This is a genomic window from Brevundimonas sp. GW821-FHT12E07, assembly GCF_058807035.1.
In genome coordinates, this window is sequence record NZ_JBXAQH010000004.1 from 313,292 (window position 1) to 333,113 (window position 19,822).

General features: G+C 68.6%; 12 protein-coding genes. 6 read left to right on the forward strand and 6 right to left on the reverse strand.

The window, feature by feature from the left end; genetic code table 11:
* Positions 1–122: 122 nt before the first annotated feature.
* Positions 123–1,475 carry a sigma-54-dependent transcriptional regulator gene (locus AC1ROD_RS16340; protein WP_492949324.1) on the reverse strand — a complete coding sequence of 451 codons (1,353 nt, stop codon included), beginning with the start codon at positions 1,473–1,475 and terminating at the stop codon, positions 123–125.
* Positions 1,475–3,316: a sensor histidine kinase gene (locus tag AC1ROD_RS16345; RefSeq protein ID WP_492949325.1), complete on the reverse strand. Its 1,842-nt coding sequence runs from the start codon at positions 3,314–3,316 to the stop codon at positions 1,475–1,477. Before AC1ROD_RS16345 ends, AC1ROD_RS16340 begins: the two co-directional genes overlap by 1 nt.
* 234 nt (positions 3,317–3,550) lie before the next feature.
* Here AC1ROD_RS16345 and AC1ROD_RS16350 point away from each other — a divergent pair, with 234 nt between their 5' ends.
* The 3 genes from AC1ROD_RS16350 to AC1ROD_RS16360 all read left to right on the forward strand — a co-directional run bounded on the left by AC1ROD_RS16350 (position 3,551) and on the right by AC1ROD_RS16360 (position 9,560).
* The gene (locus AC1ROD_RS16350) at positions 3,551–4,909 is read left to right on the forward strand and encodes a dicarboxylate/amino acid:cation symporter (protein ID WP_492949326.1); all 1,359 of its coding nucleotides are present in this window, start codon (positions 3,551–3,553) and stop codon (positions 4,907–4,909) included.
* A 43-nt stretch (positions 4,910–4,952) separates the two neighbouring features.
* Entirely contained in the window at positions 4,953–8,099 is a 3,147-nt protein-coding gene (locus AC1ROD_RS16355; RefSeq protein ID WP_492949327.1) for a TonB-dependent receptor plug domain-containing protein, read from the forward strand.
* A gap of 96 nt (positions 8,100–8,195) precedes the next feature.
* Complete coding sequence (locus AC1ROD_RS16360; RefSeq protein WP_492949328.1) at positions 8,196–9,560, forward strand: hypothetical protein; 1,365 nt, start codon at positions 8,196–8,198, stop codon at positions 9,558–9,560.
* Here the strand turns inward: AC1ROD_RS16360 and AC1ROD_RS16365 are convergent.
* Positions 9,557–10,999 carry an aldehyde dehydrogenase family protein gene (locus AC1ROD_RS16365; protein ID WP_492949329.1) on the reverse strand — a complete coding sequence of 481 codons (1,443 nt, stop codon included), beginning with the start codon at positions 10,997–10,999 and terminating at the stop codon, positions 9,557–9,559. The two genes, AC1ROD_RS16360 and AC1ROD_RS16365, sit on opposite strands and share 4 nt — an antisense overlap.
* 260 nt (positions 11,000–11,259) lie before the next feature.
* On the opposite strand from AC1ROD_RS16365, the gene kdgD reads away from it, so the two are divergent.
* From kdgD to AC1ROD_RS16380, 3 genes are all read left to right on the forward strand, one after another.
* Positions 11,260–12,204 carry a 5-dehydro-4-deoxyglucarate dehydratase gene (gene kdgD, locus AC1ROD_RS16370; RefSeq protein ID WP_492949330.1) on the forward strand — a complete coding sequence of 315 codons (945 nt, stop codon included), beginning with the start codon at positions 11,260–11,262 and terminating at the stop codon, positions 12,202–12,204.
* Positions 12,205–12,273: 69 nt separating this feature from the next.
* Positions 12,274–13,167 (forward strand): LysR substrate-binding domain-containing protein, encoded by an 894-nt coding sequence (locus AC1ROD_RS16375; RefSeq protein WP_492949331.1) that lies wholly within the window; start codon positions 12,274–12,276, stop codon positions 13,165–13,167.
* A 10-nt stretch (positions 13,168–13,177) separates the two neighbouring features.
* A complete protein-coding gene (locus AC1ROD_RS16380) occupies positions 13,178–14,758 on the forward strand; it encodes a carboxylesterase/lipase family protein (RefSeq protein WP_492949332.1) in 1,581 nt (526 codons plus the stop codon).
* Between the two features lie 437 nt (positions 14,759–15,195).
* Here the strand turns inward: AC1ROD_RS16380 and AC1ROD_RS16385 are convergent, their stop codons facing one another.
* The 3 genes from AC1ROD_RS16385 to AC1ROD_RS16395 all read right to left on the reverse strand — a co-directional run bounded on the left by AC1ROD_RS16385 (position 15,196) and on the right by AC1ROD_RS16395 (position 19,753).
* Positions 15,196–16,395 carry an SGNH/GDSL hydrolase family protein gene (locus tag AC1ROD_RS16385; RefSeq protein ID WP_492949333.1) on the reverse strand — a complete coding sequence of 400 codons (1,200 nt, stop codon included), beginning with the start codon at positions 16,393–16,395 and terminating at the stop codon, positions 15,196–15,198.
* A 161-nt stretch (positions 16,396–16,556) separates the two neighbouring features.
* Entirely contained in the window at positions 16,557–18,410 is a 1,854-nt protein-coding gene (locus AC1ROD_RS16390) for a DUF8034 domain-containing protein (RefSeq protein WP_492949334.1), read from the reverse strand.
* A complete protein-coding gene (locus AC1ROD_RS16395) occupies positions 18,410–19,753 on the reverse strand; it encodes an MFS transporter (protein WP_492949335.1) in 1,344 nt (447 codons plus the stop codon). The genes AC1ROD_RS16390 and AC1ROD_RS16395 overlap by 1 nt, the downstream gene beginning before the upstream one ends.
* Between the last annotated feature and the right edge of the window lie 69 nt (positions 19,754–19,822).

Consider the following 19,822-nt stretch of genomic DNA (forward strand, 5'->3'; position numbering starts at 1 on the left):
CGCGCGTCAAGCCGAAGCGGCAGGCGGCGAAATTGCGTCGAGTGACAGACCATGCGGTCCCTATAGCGAAGAATCATCGCCTTGGCTTGTGCCTTGGGTGAAAAAATGCGTGCCGAGCGGAATTATCCTTCGCGCCGCCTGCGGAAGTCCGCCGGTTTCAGCCCGTGTTTCTGCAGCTTGTCGTAGAGCGTCTTCCTCGGCAGGCGCAGGGCTTCGGTGACGGCGGTGACGTCGCCGTCACAGCGTTCTAGGGTTTCGCGGATCAGCTCGGCCTCATAGCGGGCGACGCGTTCGGTCAGGCCGCCGGCCTCTTCCTCCACGGTCCCGACGCCGCCCGGATCGGTCAGGCCCGCCGCCACCCGCTCGGCGAAATGGACCAGCTCGCGGACATTGCCCGGCCAGTCGTGCTCCAGCAGATGCCGCCGCACCGCCGCCGTCAATCCGGGCGCGGACCGGTCCTCGCGCGCTGCCGCCCGGCGCAGGAAATGGGCGAACAGCAGGGGCATGTCCTCGCGCCGCTCGCGCAGGGGCGCGACCCTCAGCTTCACGACGTTCAGCCGGTAGTAGAGGTCCTCGCGGAAGGCCCCGGCCCGGATGGCGTCTTCCAGATCGATCTTGGACGAGGCCAGGATGCGCAGGTCCAGCGTCTTGGCCGGGCCCCCGATCGGCTGCACCTCCCGCTCCTCGATGACCCGCAGCAGCTTGACCTGAACGGCCATGGGCATGCTCTCGATCTCGTCGAGGAACAGGGTGCCGCGATGGCTCTGTTCGATATGGCCGATGCGCCGCCGCGTGGCGCCCGGGAAGGCGCCGGGCTCATGGCCGAACAGTTCGCTCTCGATCAGACCTTCGGGCAGGGCGCCGCAGTTGACCGCCACGAACGGATGGATACGTCGCCGTCCGCCGTTGTGCAGGGCCCGGGCGACGACCTCCTTGCCGACCCCGGTCTCGCCCTCGATCAGGACGTCCAGCCGGGCGTCGGCCAGCTGGGCGATGGTGGCCCGCAGCCGCGCCATGGTCTCGCTGGCGCCGATCAGGGGCAGCTCCAGCCCGGCTTCGCTCTGGGCCGCCGCCAGCCGCCGGTTGTCCAGCACCAGGGCCCGCTTCTCCAGCGCCCGGTTCAGACTGTCCAGCAGCCGTTCGAAGGCGAAGGGCTTGGCCACGAAATCATAGGCGCCGTGCCGCAGCGCCTCGACCGCATCGGCGATGTCGCCGTGACCGGTGATCATCAGGACCGGCAGGCCCTCGTCGATCGCCTGCAGCCGGGCCAGCAGCTGGCGACCGTCCAGACCGGGCATCCTCAGGTCGCTGACCACCACCCCAGCGAACCCGGCGTCCACCGCCTTCAGCGCGGCCTCGGCGGAGGGGAAGGGTGAGACCTCGAACCCCTCCAGCGCCAGCCGTTCGGACAGGGCTTCGCGGAAGTCGTCGTCGTCGTCGACCAGGGCGACGGCCTTGGGTTGGGCGAAATCCATCAGGCGGCCTTCAACGAAATCACGAACACGGCCCCGGCTTCCGAGGGGCGGGTGTTCAGCTCCCCGCCGAAGCTGGCGACGATGTCGCGGCAGATGACGAGGCCGAGACCCAGCCCCGTCGCCTTGGTCGTGACGAAGGGGGTGAACAGGGCGCCGGCGATCTCGTCGGACAGGCCCGGCCCGTTGTCGGCGATGACGATCTCGACGCCACCGTCAGCCGCCGCCACCGACAGGCTCAGCCGGGGCTCGGCGACGCCGGCCTCATCCAGCGCCTCGACCGCGTTCTGGACGAGGTTCAGGATCACCTGCTCCAGACGCACCCGGTCGGCGAGCACCTTCAGCGCCGGCGCCTTGACCCGGGTCACCGCGATCCGGCTGGCCCGCAGCCGCCCGGTCAGCAGGACCAGAGCCCCGTCGATGGCCTCGTCCGGACTGACCGCCGAAGGGCGTGACGTCGTCTTCCGCGAGAAGGCGCGCAGTTCGTCGGTGATCGACCCGATCCGGCTGGTGAGCTCGGCGATGCGGTTGGCGGTGCGCGTCACGCCCTCGCCGTCGTCACGTTTCAGATAGGCCAGCACCGTTTCGGCGCTGGTGCGGATGGCGGCGACCGGCTGGTTGATCTCGTGCGCCACCCCGGCGGCGATCTGGCCCAGGGTCGCCAGCTTATTGGCCTGGACCAGCTCCTCGCGCAGCATTTCACGGCCGGCCTCGGCGGCGCGGCGTTCGTCGATCTGGCGGTTCAGCTCGTCATTGGCGGCGCGCAGCTCGACGGTGCGCTCATCGATGCGGCGCTCCAGATCGGCGCGGGCGGCCTCCTCGGCGCGCATCTGGGCCTCGGCCAACTGACGGCGGCGCAGCAGGATGCCGACGGCCCCCATCATCAGGGTGACGGCCAGCAGGGCGACGGCCCGGGCGTTGGAGACCGCCACCAGAATGGCCGTACCCGCGGGCGACAGCAGATGCAGGGTCCAGCCCGGCGTCGCCGTATCCGCCGAGGCCGCCATCCAGCTCTCGGGCGGGCCGTCCACGCCGGCGCTGACGAGGGTGGGTCGGTTCGCCGGCGTGCGGAAGGGCAGGGGGGCGAGGGCGTTGTGGCCCAGGGTCTGGCCGGTCAGAACCTGCCGCCTCTGGGCGTCGCTCATCGGGGCGACGGTGCGGAAGCGCCAGTCGGGCACACTGGTGATCAGGATCACGCCGGACGGGTCGGCGACATAGGCGGGTTCGCCCGAACCGCGCCAGTCGGCCTCCAGCGCATCGAACTCGACCTTGACGACCGCGACCCCGACGATGCGTCCGCCTGTGTCGGCCATGCGGCGCGCCAGATAGAGGCCGGGCCGTCCGCTGACGGTGCCCAGGGCGAAGAACTCCGCGTCGCCGGTCTGCATGGCGCGGGTGAAATAGGGGCGGAAGCTGTAGTCCTCGCCGACGAAGCTGGTCGGTAGCCGCCAGTTGCTGGCCGCCCGCGCCACCCCCTTCGCGTCCAGTAGATAGATGACCGCCGCCCGGGTCTGGCCGGCCAGCCGTTCCAGCTTGCGATCGACCTGATCGGTGCGGGCGGGGCCGGGTTCGGTCAGAAGGGCGATCGCCTCCGGGTCCTGGGCCAGGACGAGGGGCAGGGACCGGTGCTTCTCCAGCTCGCTGCGCAGGACCGCTGCGTGCAGGGCGGCGCCCGCCTGGGCCTGCCGCGCCAGATCTCCCTCGGCCTGTCGCCGGGCCAGCTCGCCCGCGACCACGGCCGCCCCGACGGCGAGGATCAGCCAGACCGCGGCCAGCGCGACCCACGGCCGCGCTGTCGGTCGAAGGATTGTCGATAATCGGCTCTGCAGGTCGGTAAACGCCATGGCTTAGTGTGCGGTTCTCCGCACGTTTTGCCTAGATGTCGTGGCGGATTTTCGCATTTCGGGCGCGGATTCTCGGCCCGAAGTGCATCTTAATGAAGCAATATCAATCACCTAAGATTTTTGTCGATGCGGTTTCACGTTCGCCGTGCCTGAGGCCAGAATGAGGCAGGAAGCACGACTCGAAGATCGTGTCCCGGGAGTTTCGCGGACCGCGTCCGCCATGAGGAACAGGCGTTGCAACCGATCACCCAGACCGCGGCCGCTCCGGCTGTGAAGAAGCCCTTCTACGCCCACCTGTACTTCCAGGTGCTGACGGCGATCGTGCTGGGGGCGGTGATCGGTCATTTCTGGCCGGAGTTCGGCAAGTCGCTGAAGCCGCTGGGCGACGCCTTCATCAAGCTGGTGAAGATGGTCATCGCCCCGGTGATCTTCCTGACCATTGTGACCGGGATCGCGGGCATGCGCGATCTGGGCAAGGTCGGGCGGGTGGCGGCCAAGGCCTTCGCCTACTTCCTCGTCTTCTCGACGCTGGCGCTGATCCTCGGCCTGATCGTGGCCAATGTGGTCCAGCCGGGCCGGGGGCTGAACATCGACCCCTCGACCCTCAACGCCGGCGCCGTGGCCCAGTATTCGTCGGCCGCGCATGAGACCACCATCCAGGGCTTCCTGATGGGCATCATCCCCGACACCGTGGTCAGCGCCTTCTCGACCGGCAACATCCTGCAGGTCCTGTTCGTCTCCATCCTGTTCGGCATCGCGCTCGCCCTGATCGGCGACGTGGGCAAGCCGGTGCTGACCTTCCTGGAATCGATCTCGGCGGCCTTCTTCAAACTGGTGGCCATCCTGATGAAGGCGGCGCCCGTGGGGGCCTTCGGGGCCTTCGCCTTCACCATCGGGGCCTACGGGATCGGCTCGATCGCCAACCTCGCCGCCCTGGTGGCGACCTTCTATCTGACCGCCATCCTGTTCGTTGTCGGCATCCTCGGCCTCGTCGGGATCGCCAATGGATTCAACGTCCTCAAGCTGATCCGCTATCTGAAGGAGGAGCTGCTGCTGGTGCTGGGCACCTCCTCGTCCGAGGCCGCGCTTCCCAGCCTGCTGGAAAAGATGGAGCGGGCCGGGGCCGCCAAGTCGGTGGTCGGTCTGGTCGTGCCGACGGGCTATTCGTTCAATCTGGACGGCACCAACATCTATATGACGATGGCGGCCCTGTTCATCGCCCAGGCCCTGGGCATCCACCTCAGCCTCGAGCAGCAGATCCTGCTGCTGCTGGTCGCCATGCTGTCGTCCAAGGGCGCCGCGGGCATCACCGGGGCCGGTTTCATCACGCTCGCAGCCACCCTGGCCGTGGTCCCCTCGGTGCCGATCGCGGGCATGGCCCTGATCCTGGGCGTGGACCGGTTCATGAGCGAATGCCGGGCCCTGACCAACTTCATCGGCAACGCCGTGGCCACCCTGGTCGTGGCCCGCTGGGAGAACCAGCTCGACCGCGACGCCCTGAAACGGGCGCTGGACGGACACCCCCAACCACTCGCCGCCCAACCCGATCCCGCCGCCGGGCCCGGGGACGACGCGCTCATCACCGCCGACTAACGCACAGACAAGACAACAAAAAACGACACGAGGGAGGACAATCATGATCAAGATCAAGACCGCCATGCTGGCGACCACCGCCGCCACGGCCCTGCTGGCCCTGGCCGGGGCGTCGATGGCCCAGACGGCGCCCGCCGCGCCGCAACAGCCCACGCCGCAGCCGGCGCCCGCCGCCTCGCCCGCGACCCAGGCCCTCGTCGACGAGGCGCAGCAGGAGGGCGATCCCGCCGCCAGCGTCGATGACATCGTCGTCGTCGGCTCCCAGATCCGCGGCGCGGACGTCACTGCCGCCCTGCCGGTCACCGTCCTGGGTCAGGACCAGATCGCCGCGACCGGCGCCGTCACCGGCGACGACCTGCTGCGCACCATTCCGCAGATGGGCGACGTCCTGTTCAGCGCCGCCAACAACGCCCAGACCTCGAACGCGGCGCGCGGCGACGTCAACTCGGTCAACCTGCGCTCGCTTGGCGTCGGCAACACCCTGGTGCTGCTGAACGGCCGCCGCATCGTCTCCCACCCGACCAGCCAGGGCACGTCCGACACCGGCACCGTGCCGGTGCTCAGCTACAACTCCAACGCCATCCCGGTCTCGGGGCTGGAGCGTCTGGAGGTCCTGCTGGACGGCGCGGCCGCCATCTACGGCGCCGACGCCGTGGCGGGCGTGGTCAACACCGTCACCCAGGACGACTTCGACGGCCTGAGGTTCACCACCCAGTACGGCGGCGCCGAGAACACCCACCTGCGTGAGCTCAGCCTCGGCCTGTTTGCGGGCAAGGACTTCGACCGCGGCAATGTCTCGGCCTTCATCGACTACACCGACCGCACCGCGCTCCAGGCCGACGACCAGCAGTTCACCCGTTCGGACAACCTGCGCTTCCTGTTCGCCAACGACCCGGACTTCGCCTCCAGCCTGACGCCGGACGCCCGCAACACGCGCGGTCCCTGGGCCAACCTGGCCGTCGTCAACGGCCCCGGCATCATCCGCCGCGGCACGACGCCCCTGACCAGCGCGGCGGGCGTGTTCCACATCCAGCCGACCAGCATCACCGGCTGCCAGGCCAACCTGACCCAGGCCGGGATCTGCATCGGCCAGGCGGCGCTCAGCTTCAACGGCGTCCAGCGCGACCTGCGCTACGACACCGCCACGGGCACGACGATCACGCCCGAGGTCCAGCGCCTGAACCTGTTCTTCACGGGCCACTACGACATCAATGACAACGTGACGGCCTTCGGGGAACTGGGCTGGTATCAGGCCAACACCAAGCGTCTGCAGCCGGCGCTGATCAACCTGAACACCCTGACCATCCCGACGACCAACTACTGGAACCCGTTCGGCCCGGTGACCTTCGCCGACGGCTCGGTCAATCCGAACCGTCTGTCGGGCCTGACCAACGTCCCGGTTCAGGGGCTGGCGATCACCCTGAACCAGTACCGCTTCGTCGATGCGGGCATGCAGAAGGTCAGCGTCGACAACTATCAGGCCCGCGCCCTGGCCGGTCTGCGCGGCGAGTTCCGCGGCTTCGACTGGGAAACGGCGATCACCTATTCGGAGGCCGAGGCGACTGACAGTTCGACCGCCGTCAACGCCACCAAGCTGCAGGCCCAACTCGCCCTGTCGACGCCCGACGCCTACAACCCGTTCAACGGCGGCTGCCTGGACAACACCAGCGTCGGCGACTGTACGTCCAGCTCCCAGGCGGCCATCGACGCCATCACCTTCGACCTGAAGCGGGTGTCCAAGACGACCCTCGCCATGGTCGACTTCAAGGTGTCGAAGTCGGACCTGTTCAGCCTGTGGGCCGGCGACGTCGGCATGGCCTTCGGCGTCGAGGCCCGCAAGGAGACCCAGAACGACGACCGCGACCCCAATGTCGACGGCACCAACATCTTCGTCGACTCGGTGACCGGCGCGACCAACCTGTCCAACGTCATCTCGGTCAGCCCCAACCCCGACACCCACGGCGAACGGACGGTCTCGGCCGCCTATATCGAGTTCGCCGTCCCGGTCGTCTCGCCCGAGATGAACATCCCGTTCGTCCACAAGCTGGACCTGCAGATCGCCGGCCGGGCCGAGCACTATTCGGACTTCGGCATCGTGGCCAAGCCGAAGATCGCTGCCGCCTGGGACATCTTCGACGGCCTGCGCCTGCGCGGCTCCTATTCGGAAGGCTTCCGCGCCCCGAACCTGGAACAGACCAACGCCACCACCTACGGCCGCCTCGCGACCAACAACGACTTCATTCGCTGCGAGGCCGACCTGCGCGCCGGCCGGATCGCCACCTTCGGCGCCTGCGCCCGCTCGATCGGCTATTCCCTGCTGGTCTCGGGCAACCCGGACCTGAAGCCGGAAGAGAGCACCAACTCGTCCTACGGCGTCGTCTTCCAGCCGCGCTTCCTGCCCGAGAGCCTGGGCGACTGGACCTTCACGGTCGACAAGTGGCGGATCCAGCAGGAGAAGATCGTCGGCCTGTTCGGCGGCTCCGCGGCCACGGTTCAGGACTATCTGGACCGGGTCAACGGCGGCTCCAACCCGCTGGTGGTCCGCGCCGCGCCCAACGCCGACGACATCGCCCTGTTCGCCGGCACCGGCATCGCCCCTGTCGGCCAGATCATCTCGGTCTCGGATCGGTTCGTGAACCTGCTGCCGCAGGACGTCCAGGGCATCGACTTCGGCATCGTCTGGCGTCTGCGCAACACCCCGGTCGGCAACTTCCGGGTCAACATCAATGCGGCCAAGCTGACCAAGTTCAGCCGTGAGCCGGGTCCGCAGATCGACGCCCTGTACGCCGCCCGCGCCGCCGGAACGATCAACGCCGCCACGCCTCTGCCCGACTCCACCAGCCTGATCGCCCAGAACGGCCGTCCGGAGTGGAAGGTCTCGGGGACGGTCACCTGGGCCAACGGTCCCTGGCAGGTCGGGGTCTTCACCCAGTACATCAGCGCGGTCGACGATACCGCCCTGCTGGGAACCTCGGGCACGCCGTGGGAGGTCGACAGCCGCCTGACCGGCAACCTGTACGGCCAGTACGAGTTCGAGGACCACTTCGGCATCGCCAACAACACCAGGCTGCGGGCCGGGGTGCGCAACATCACCAATGAGGCGCCACCGCTGTCCTCGTCCGGCTATCTGGGTTCGGTCTACCAGCCCTACGGCCGCTACTGGTACATGAGCGTCACCAAGACGTTCTGATCCGTCTCCCCCGAAGCGCCCTCGTTGAGGGTTCTTCTCCTGCCGGGACGGTGCTCAGGCGCCGTCCCGGACCTTGTCTTCTGAAGTGAGCCCCTCATGCGTTCCTGGGTCGTCGCCGGTCGTTCCGTCCTCGCCGCACTGGCGCTGGGAGGCGCGCTGACGGCCTGTGCGACGCCGGGTGCGGCCCAGACGCCGCCGGCGTCGGCGCCTGTGGCGGAGGTCTCGCCCATCCCCGCCGATGCGACCTGTCCGCAGGGCATCCCGGCGGACGCCAAATGCTACACCGGGCGGTCGGAGGAGGGGGCCTTCTACTGGATCGCCATCCCGGCCCACTGGAACGGCGTCCTGGTGGTTCACAGCCACGGCGGGCCGCGCACCACGACCCCTAACATCGACGACGAGATCGACGACCTGCAGCGGTTCTCGGTCATGGTCCGCGAGGGCTATGCCTGGGCCGGCTCGACCTATCGCCGCGGCGGCTATGGCGTGCGGATGGCGGCCGAGGACACCGACATCCTGCGCCGCATCTTCTGGGACCGCTTCGGCAAGCCGCGCCGGACCATCGTCCACGGTCAGTCCTGGGGCGGCAATGTCGCCGCCAAGGTCAGTGAGCTCTACGCCGTCGACGGCAATGGCCAGCGCAACTACGACGGCGTCCTGCTGTCGGCCGGGCTCGTGGCCGGGGGCACGCGCGGCTATGTGTTCCGCTCGGACCTGAGGGCCGTCTATCAGTTCTACTGCCGCAACCACCCGCGCCCGGACGAGGTCCAGTATCCGGTCTGGCAGGGCCTGCCGCGCGACGGCCGCATGACCCGCGCCCAGCTGACCGAGCGGGTCGATGAGTGCACAGGGATCTCGAAGCCCGCCAACCAGCGCACGCCGCAGCAGGCTCGCAACCTGCGGAACATCCTGAGGGTCATCGGCATCCGCGAGGACGAGCTGGTGTCCCACCTGAACTGGGCGACGGGGCTGTTCCAGGACATGGTCTGGCGGCGGCTGGACGGCCACAACCCCTTCTCCAATCTGGGCCGGGTCTATTCAGGCTCGGACGACGACGCGGCCCTGAACGCCGGGGTCGAGCGGTTCTCGGCCGATCCGGAGGGCGTGGCGCGTCTGGCCTATGACGCCGACCTGACGGGCCAGATCATGCTGCCGACCCTGAGCATCCACGCCAAGAACGACCCGACCGTCTTCGTGGGCGTGGACGCCGTCTATCGCGACATCGTCGCCGCGGCCGGACGGTCGGACCTGCTGGTCCAGACCTTCACCGACGAGGACCAGCACTCCAAGCTGAGCACCCCCGAATACGCCGGGATGCTGGACGCCCTGATGGCCTGGATCGACAAGGGCGAGAAGCCGACGCCGCAGACGGTGGCCGCCGCCTGCGAGACCCATGCGGCGGCCTATGGCGAGCCGTGCAAGTTCGACGTCGGGTTCACGCCGACGGTGAGCTCGCGCTAGGACCAGCAGTAGCTGGTCTTGGTCTGGGTGTAGAACTCGACCGCCGCGAAGCCCTGTTCGCGGGCGCCGTAGCTGGACGACTTCGTGCCGCCGAAGGGGACGTGATAGTCGACGCCCGCGGTCGGCAGATTGACCATGGTCATGCCCGCCTTCGCCCGGCGCTGGAAGTCGCGGGCGTGCTTCAGCGAGGTGGTCACGATGCCCGCCGCGAGGCCGAACTCGGTCGTGTTGGCGACGTTCAGCGCTTCCTCATAGTCCTTGACGCGGAGGGTCGAGGCGACGGGTCCGAAGACCTCTTCGGTGTTGATGCGCATCGACGGGTCGGTGTCGGCGATCAGGGTCGGCTGGACGTACCAGCCCGGGGTCTCGAGGCTCAGGCGTTCGCCGCCGGTGACGATGCGGCCGCCGTTCTGACGGGCGATGTCGATGTACTTGTAGGAGGTCTCCATCTGGGCCTCGGAGACCGCCGGGCCCATCTGGGTGTTGGGGTCCAGGGCATCGCCGACGCGCAGGGCCGCGACCTTCTCGGCCAGCAGGGCGACGAACCGGTCGTGGATGGCGTCGGTGACGATCAGGCGGCTGGAGGCCGTGCAGCGCTGGCCGGTGGCGTAGTAGGAGCCGTCCAGGGCGATCATGACCGCACGCTCCAGATCGGCGTCGTCGAGGACGATCAGGGGGTTCTTGCCGCCCATCTCCAGCTGGACGCGGGCCTGACGCGCGACGGCGCCCGCCGCGACGCCGGCGCCCACGCCTTGCGAGCCGGTGAAGGAGACGCCGTCGACATCGGGGTGATCGACGATGGCCTGACCCACGCCGCCGCGGCCGATGACCAGGTTGAACACGCCCTTCGGCAGGCCGGCCTCGACCAGGATGTCAGCGAGGGCCGAAGCCGTCGCGGGCGTCGGGCCGGCGGGCTTCATCACCACGGTGTTGCCGAAGGCCAGCGCTGGGGCGGCCTTCCACGCCGGGATGGCGATGGGGAAGTTCCAGGGGGTGATGAGGCCATATACGCCGACGGCCTGACGATAGGTCTGGATCTCCACGCCCGGGCGGACGCTGTCGAGGTTCTGGCCGTGGCGGCGCAGGGCCTCGCCGGCGAAGTACTTCAGGATGCGGCCGGCGCGGACGGTCTCGCCGATGCCTTCGGGCAGGGTCTTGCCCTCTTCGCGGGAGAGCAGGCGGCCAAGCTGTTCGCGGCGCTCCATGACCAGGGTTCCCGCGCGGTCCAGCACATCGGCGCGGACTTCGGGGGAGGCTTCGGACCAGGCGGGGAAGGCGGCCTTGGCGGCAGCGACGGCGGCGTCGACCTCGGCCTGACCGCCGTCGGGCGTGCGGGCGACGATGTCGTTGGTGTTGGACGGGTTGTGGCTCTCGCCCGGCCGGGCCGTCTCCACGCGTTCGCCGTCGATCAGGTGGGAGAGCTGGAGGGTGTCGGTCATGGCGCTATCGTCCCAAGGCTGTCTGTTCTGACGGCGGTGTAGTCCCCGGACGCCCTCGCGCCGACACCGAATGGGGCATTGATCCAGAGCGGCGGCGCATCGATCCGTGCTCGCGGAGCCGCGTTCGGGCTCGATCAAGCCAAAACCCGCATCGGTCGATAGCCGCTTTGGCTTAGACCCGCATCGACGGGGCCAGTACCGTTCTCATCAGGGCGCGATCACAGCGCCGGGCGGCAAGGGCCGCTTCAGTGAGGAACTCTATGTCCAGGATGACCCCCGCGGAGATGGCCGCGACGATCGGCGGCGGCCTGCTGTCTTTCCCCGTCACCCACTTCGACGCCGCCCACCAGTTCGTCGAGAAGGACTACCGCGAGCACTGCGCCTGGATGCTCCAGTACGAGCTGGCCGGCCTGTTCGCCGCCGGCGGTACGGGCGAGTTCTTCTCCCTGACCCCGGAAGAGGTCGGCACGGTGGTCAAGGCCGCGGTCGAGGAGACCGCCGGCAAGACCCCGGTCATCGCGGGCTGCGGCTATGGCACGGCCATCGCCGTGGAGCTGGCGAAGTCGGCCGAGGCCAACGGCGCCGACGGCCTCCTGCTGCTGCCCAACTACCTCATGGTTCCCGGCCAGGAGGGCCTCGCCGCCCACGTCGAGGCGGTCTGCAAGGCGACCAAGCTGGGCGTCATCGTCTACAACCGCGACAACGCCGTGCTCCAGCCCGAGACGCTGGAGAAGCTGTGCGACCGCAACCCCAACCTCGTCGGCTTCAAGGACGGCGTGGGCGACATCGAGCTGATGATGAAGGTCTATGCCCGGATGGGCGATCGCCTGACCTATGTCGGGGGGCTGCCCACCGCCGAGACCTTCGCCCCGGCCTATCTGGAGATGGGCGTCACCACCTACTCCTCGGCCATCTTCAACTTCGTGCCGGAGTTCGCCCTCGACTTCTACAAGGCCGTCCGGGCCCGCGACCACGCCGCCATCATGGCCGGCCTGCGCGACTTCGTCCTGCCCTACATCGCCCTGCGCGACCAAGGTAAGGGCTATGCGGTCTCGATCGTGAAAGCGGGCATGACCGCCATCGGCCGCACCGCCGGTCCGGTCCGGCCGCCGCTGGTGGACCTGACTCCGGCGCAACTGGACCAGCTCAAGGCCCTGATCGCCCGCGTTCAACCGGCCGCGCCAAAGCTGGCGGCGAACGGATAGTCGCAGGGTCTGTCCGGTGCGAGCCGGAAGTCCTATGACCGGTCTCCTACGCAGTAGGGCGCCATGAACATGTTCGAACTCAGTCAGTTGCGGTGCTTCGTCGCCGTCGCCGAGGAACTCCACTTCGGGCGGGCGGCGCAGCGTCTCAACATGACCCAGCCGCCCCTGAGCCGGCAGGTCCAGCTGCTGGAGCGCATCCTCGGCGTGGTCCTGCTGGACCGGACCAGCCGGTCGGTGCGGCTGACGCCGGCCGGACGCGCCTTCCTGATCGAGGCCAAGCGGATCCTGAGGCTGGCCGACAGCGCGGCCCTGGCCACGCGCCGCATCGCCAGCGGAGACGCCGGGCGGGTGGCGGTCGGCTTCACCGCCGCCTCGGGCTACAGCTTCCTGCCCAACCTCGTGGACCTGGCGCGGACCAAGCTGCCGAACGTCGATCTGACCCTGAGGGAGCTGGTCTCGGGCGAGCAGGTCGAGGCGCTGCTGACCGGACGCATCGACCTCGGCCTCGTCCGGCCGCCTCTGACCCGGCCCGAGTTCGACAAGGTCCGCGTCCTGACCGAGCCCCTGGTCGCGGCCCTGCCGAGCGGCGACCCGCGGCTGGAGAAGGCCGTCATCAGCCTGTCGGACTTCGGCGACCAGCCCATGGTCATGTATGCGCCGGAGGGGGCGGGCTACTTCCACGGCATGCTCAGCGCCATGTTCGACGAGGCCGGGGTGTCGCCCCAGTACGTCCAGCACATGGCCCAGATCCACTCGATCTTGGCCCTCGTCCATGCCCGCATCGGGGCGGCGGTGGTGCCGGAGGCGGCGACCAAGCTGCACTTCGAGGGGGTCGAGTTCCGGCCTCTGGAGACCTCGCCCGCGCGGCCGGTGGAGCTGTTCGTGGCCTGGCGACGCGACAACGACAACCCCAGTCTGAAGCCCCTGCTGGCCCTCATCGAGGCGCAGGCGGAGCACCCTTAGGAGAGACTCCATGCCGACCCGCCGCAGCGTGATCGCGACCGCCGGAACCGCCGCTCTGGTCGCCGGGCTGCCGAGGGCAGGGTGGGCGGAAGGGGCGGCGCCGGTCGCGACGACGAGGCACGGGCGGGTCCGGGGTTATCTCGATCAGGGGATCAAGGTGTTCAAGGGCGTCCGCTACGGCGCCGACACCTCGACGCGGCGCTTCCAGGCGGCGGTGGAACCGCAGGCCTGGACGGGCATCCGGGACGCGCTGGAGTATGGCGCGGCCAGCCCGCAGAAGTCGGACGAGCCCAACCAGTCGGAGGACTGCCTGTTCCTGAACGTCTGGACGCCGGAGCTGAGGGATCAGGGCAAGCGACCGGTCATGGTCTATGTCCACGGCGGGGCCCACGCCAACGGCTCGGGGTCGAGCCCGCTGTATGACGGGGTGGCCCTGTGCCGGCGCGGGGACGTGGTGGTGGTGACGTTGAACCATCGCCTGAACGTGTTTGGATACAATGGGTTAGGTCAACTTCTGTCGCCCCATGGCGGCGGGACCTATGGGGCGTCGGGCAGCGTCGGCAACCTCGACCTGCTGCTGGCCCTGCGCTGGGTGCGGGACAATATCGCCGAGTTCGGCGGCGACCCGGGCAATGTCATGGTCTTCGGCCAGTCGGGCGGCGGGGCCAAGCTGGTGACCCTGATGGCCATGCCCTCGGCGGCGGGCCTCTATCACAAGGTCATCACCATGAGCGGCCAGCATGTGACCGCCATGGGACCCCAGCATGCGGCGCTCAGGATGCGCGTCTTCCTCGACCATCTGGGCCTGACGCCGGACCGCGCCGCCGAGCTGGCCCAGGTCCCGACTGCGAAACTGGTCGAGGCCCTGTCGATGGACGACCCGATCGAGAAGGGCGGTATCTACTTCTGGTCGGTGATGGACCACGACACCCTGCCGCGGCATCCCTTCGTGCCCGATGCGCCCGCCGAGAGCGCCCACATCCCGATGATCATCGGCAACACCCATGACGAGGCGCGGGCCTTCACCAGCGGGGACGAGCGCAACTACGCCCTGACCTGGGACACGGTGGCGGCCAAGCTGGCGCCCGAGTTCGTGGTCGATCTGAACGCGCAATATGTCGTCGACTGGTATCGCAGACAGTTCCCGGAGATGTCGCCCGTCGACGTCTTCTTCGCCGCCGCCACCTGCGGCCGGTCGCGGCCCGGGCATCTGATCCAGGCGCAGGAGCGGGCGCGGCTGGGGGACAGGACCTGGATGTACCAGCTGGACTTCGGCTCGCCGGTCGATCCGAGGCTGGGGGCGTACCATAGCTTCGACATCGCCCTGGCCTTCGACAACTGCCACCAGCCGACCTCCAAGACCGGGACGGGGCCGGAGGCGCGGGCCGTGGCCGCGAAGATGAGCGAGACCTTCATCGCCTTCGCCCGGACCGGAAATCCGAACAATGCGGCCATCCCCGAATGGGCGCCTTATGACCTGACGCGGCGGCCGACGATGGTGTTCGACGTCGACACACGGTCGGTCGATGACCCCCGGGCCGAGGAGCGGAAACTGTTCCAGGTGGCGCCCTTCCTGAAGCAGGGCACCTGAGGGTTTTGCACTCGAAAAAAGGTGGGTGCAAAAGGTGCAATTCTGAAGGTCGGGTGGAAGGTATGGATTTCAAGGGTTTGAAATTGAAGCGCTGATGGCGGGCGGCGGCTTTGCACTCGGAGTGCAAGGGCGTGCAGGCGTGGCGCGGATGTCAAAGACCGGAGGCAGGGATTGTACGCCGGGTTTGGGGTGTGCTGGGCCGAATGGGGCGAGCGCCGGAGAAGCTATGACGGATCAACGGGCTTGGGCGGGAGGGTATGCGCACTCGACCCCTCTCCCGGAGGGAGAGGGAGGGGGCCGCGAGCGTAGCGAAGTGGGAGGGTGAGGGTTTCTGTGGTGGACCGGTGAGGGCATAACCCCTCACCCTTTCGGCTGGAGGATCGCCTGCGGCTCTCCGAGCCTCAAGCCCTCTCCCTATGGGAGAGGGTTCAGAAATGTCAGTCGCACACATCCAGCGGGATGGACGCCGCCATGGCCGCATAGCCGGCGTCTGACGGATGCAGCCAGTCGCCGCTCTGGTATTCGGCGCGCAGCTTCGTTGGGTGGGCGGGGTCACGCAGCACCGCGTCATAGTCGAGGCGGGCGTCGAGGTCGGGCGCACTGCGGATCCACGCATTGACCGACTGGCGGATAGCCTCGCCGGTCTCGGTGAAATAGTTGGCGTCCTCGAAGGGCGGGATGGTCGAGACGACCACCTTGAGCCCGGCCGCATGGGCGCGGGCGATGACCTGACGGTAGCCGGCGATGATGTCGGCGGCCGTGACGGCCTCGTGGGCGTATTCGGCGCGGGCGGGGCGGCCGATGTCGTTGATGCCTTCCAGCAGGATCAGGCATTTGGCGCCGGGGACGGCGAAGGCGTCGGCGTCGAGGCGTTCGAGGGCCGAGGGGCCGGAGCCCTGATGCAGCAGCCGGTTGCCGCCGATGCCCGCGTTGACGACGGCCCATTGTGAACCGGCCGCGACCATCCGCTCGGCGAGGCGTTCGGGCCAGCCGCCGGGACCTGAGGGCAGGGAGCCCGTGCCCTCTGTGATCGAGTCGCCGAAGGCCACGATGACGCGGGTGGGAGCGGTGGTCTCGACCGCGATGCCGGTGGCGAGGGCGCCCATACGTTGACGCGGGGCGTCGGCGGGGACGGCCTGTGCGGTCGTGTCGCCGTCGGTGAGGACCTGACGCAGGCGGTGGTTCGGGAGGGCGGTCTGGGCCGGATAGAAGACGCTGATGGTGACGCGGTCCAGCGCCTTGACCGGCAGGGCGACCGGGTCGGAGAGGCGTGGGACGCCGGCGGGCAGGGTCAGGGCGTTCGCGCCGTCGAAGGTGACGGGGATGGGAGCGCCGTCGCTGATTGCCACGCTGACCGCGCTGATGCGGACGGGCGCTGAGCCGTAGATATTGGACAGGCGGATGCGAAGGCGGTCGCCGGTCGCGGAGACGGTGGTGGTCTGGCTGACCGTCTGGTTGGTGACCGTGGAGGGGCCGAGGGGGCCGCGGACGTCGTTCGGATTGGGCGGGGAGGGCGGGACGACCGGCCCGACGTTGGAGGTCGGGGGGAAGGTCCAGGCGGCGATCCAGTGCGGGTCCTGGGCCTGGGCGGCCGAGACGAGGAGGGCGGCGGCGAGGGCCGTGAGGATGGTGCGCATGAGATGCCCCCTTATCGCTCATCCCGGCGAAGGCCGGGATCCAGATCCAGACTCAATGCTTGGGTTTGGCCAGGCTGCGCAAGACCATCAGGCCGCTCGATTTGCATCTGGATCCCGGCCTTCGCCGGGATGAGCGGTGATTGGTGGATGAGCAGGTTACCTCACCGATCCCACGGGAATTTCAGCGTCGGTTGATTGACGTAGCGGTCCATGGCCAGGACCACTCGCGTCCCGGCGCCGGGGGCCAGCTTCAACGTGAAGGTCGCGGCGTCGACCGTCTGCGTCTTGCCGTCAAAGGTCGCGGACCTGATCCGGTGCTCGCCGTAGCCGCCGCCCTGGATGACGATCTCGCGCGACTGCGTCGGCGACAGGTTGACGAGGGTGACGGCGGTCTCGTCGGCGGTCATGGCGTCGATCAGGGCCGCGACGTCCTCGGGTACGCCCGCGCGGCGGGCCTCGGCGTCGAAGTAGCGCAGGCGGGCGTAGAGGGGCGAGCCGCCGGCGTTGGCGGTGGTCGGGCCCCAGGGCGGGCGGCCGATGTGCAGGGCGCCCATCATGGTCTGCATCAGGGAGCTGACGCTGGCCGGATTGAACTCGAGCCGGGCGTCGGCGAGGCGGGTGTCGGGCGTGGTGGTGTCGTCGCGCTCGGCTTTGGCCATCTCGGCGACGCGGGCGAGGTCCTTGCGCAGGGCGGTCTCGGGGAAGTCGGGGTTGCGGCCCTCGAGGAAGGCGACCCAGGGATGGTCCGGCGCGCGGGCGCGGTCCGAGGGCTTCATCGAGAACCACCAGATGTCGAGGCTGTTCAGCTGGTGCAGCCCGTCTTTCCAGCCGTACCAGCCGTCGGCGCCGTACATGGTCGGGGTCTGGACCTTGCCGTCGACGGTGCGCTTCTCGCGGTTCAGCCGGTCGGCCTGCTTGCGCCAGGTGTCGAGGTATTTGTCGTCGCCGGTCAGGAGATAGGCGTTGAAGAAGCCGAGGATGGTGCGCAGGACGCGGCTGCGGTCCTCGCGCTTGCCGGTGACCGGATTGACCGGGGAGAAGCCCCAGCCATAGGTCCCGCCCCACCACTTGCCTTCGGCCGCCGAGCCGATGACGCCGTCGAGGCCGACGTTGGAGGGCAGCAGGTCGTCGTTGGCCCTGGCCCGCTCGACCCAGGCGTCGACATAGCCGAGCAGCCAGTCGCGATATTTGGGCTCCTGCGCCAGCATATAGGCGTTGAGGGCGAGGGTCGTGGAGAAGAGGTTCAGCGGGTGGTCGCCGACCACGTCGGTGTATTCGTCGTAGTGGTGGAGTGTCTGTTCGTAGGTGGTTTCGCCATGCTCCATGAAGAAGCGGGAGCCGGCCTCGAACGGGTCGCCGGCCCAGTCGAGCGCGGTGGCCTTCCTCAGCATCGGGCCACGTGAGCCGTTCATCAGGCTCTTGATGATCTTGTGCTCGGGATCGTAGTTCGGGGCATCGGCGTCCTCGCCCATATACAGGGCGCTGAAGCGACGGGCGCGGTCGGCGAAGCGGGGATTGTTCGGGTCCGACAGCCCCTGGACGTTGAACATGGTCAGCTCTTCGGCGTGGTGCTGCCAATCGAGCTGGACGTTGAACTCCTTGAAGAACATGCCCTCGCGGGCGATGGCGACCTCGGTCGTCTTCGCGGCGGTGTATTGTTTGAGGTGGCCTTCCCAGGCCTGGGTGTACATGGCCTTGACCCGGTCGGCGCCGCCGAGGGCGTGGAGCAGGGGCCAGTTGTTGACGTTCTCGATGGCGTCGTCAGGGCCGTCGTTGGCGCCCCAGCGCTCGAAGCAGAGGAAGTAGCCGCGCTCATCGAAATAGCGGGCGTAGAAGGCGGCGCAGGCCTCGGCGTTGTCGGCCAGGAGCTGGCGCTGCAGCAGGGCCCAGCCGGGGGCGGGCATCGGCGTCGTGACCGTGAGAGCGGTGGTCGCGGCGCGGGCTTTCGGGGCGACCGCAGCGGCGAGGGCGGCGACGGCCGTGCCGCCGAGGAAGCTCCTGCGCGAGGCCCGCATCAGGCGGCAGCCTTCAGGGTGATGCGCTCGATCTTGCCGGTGATCAGGAAGTAGGCGGCGATGACCAGCAGGCAGTGCAGCCCCACGAACCACAGGCCCAGGTCGAAGGACCCGGTCGCCTGGACGATATAGCCGATGACGATGGGGGTCACGATGCCGGCCGCATTGCCGAAGGTGTTGAAGATGCCGCCGGTGACGCCGACGAACTCGCGCGGCGAGGTGTCGGAGATGACCGCCCAGCCCAGGGAGGCGATGCCCTTGCCGAAGAAGGCGATGGCCATCAGGCCGATGACGAGGCTGGTCGAGTCCGTATAAGCGCAGGCGATGATGACCATGGACAGGACCATGCCGATGGCCAGGGGCGTCTTGCGTGCGATGGTCAGGGAGCCGGTGCGCTTCAGCAGCCAGTCGGAGACGATGCCGCCCAGAAGGCCGCCGAAGAAGCCCATCAGGGCCGGGGCGGCGGCGGCGAAGCCGGCCTGTTTGATGTCCAGCCCGCGCTCCTTGACCAGATAGATCGGGAACCAGGTGACGAAGAAATAGGTCAGGACGTTGATGCCGTACTGGCCGATGAAGACGCCCAGCAGCATGCGGTTCTTGAGCACCTGGGAGACATTGGCCCAGCTGAAGGCGGCGGACTTGGCGGCCTGTTTGGTCTCCATGCGGACCATGCCGCCGCCGGCCTCGATATAGTCGAGCTCGGCCTGGTTGACGCCCTTGTGGTCGACGGGCGCCTTGATCATCCACCAGAAGACCCCGGCGGCGAGGACGCCGAGCGCGCCCATGACGAAGAAGACCGAGTGCCAGTCATAGGTGTGGACCAGCCAGCCCATCAGGGGGGCGAAGGCGACGAGGGAGAAATACTGGGCCGAGTTGAAGACGGCCGAGGCGAAGCCGCGCTCCGAGCTCGGGAACCAGGCGGCGACGAGGCGGGCGTTGCCGGGGAAGGAGGGGCTTTCGGCCAAGCCGACGGCGAAGCGCAGGGCGAACAGGGTGGCGAACACCGCCCCGCCCGTGACGAAGCCGGACAGGCCCTGGAAGAAGGTGAAGGCCGACCATGTGGCGATGGCGAGGGCGTAGATCAGCTTGGTGCCGAACTTGTCGAGCAGGGCGCCGCCGGGGATCTGGCCGAGGCAGTAGGCCCAGGCGAAGGCGGAGAGGATGTAGCCCATCTGGACCGGGCTGAGGCCGAGGTCTTCGGATGCCGCGTCGCCGGCGATCGAGAAGGTCGAGCGGTCGGCGTAGTTGATGGTGGTGATCAGGAAGATCAGCAGCAGGATCAGGAAGCGGACCTGGGTCCGTTTGCCTCCGGCGGGAGGGACGGCGGCTGTTGCGTCGGTCATGGTCGTTACGCTCCTCGACATGCGGGGGAACGAGAGACCGTGATGCCGGAGGAGCCCGACGCCTTGAGG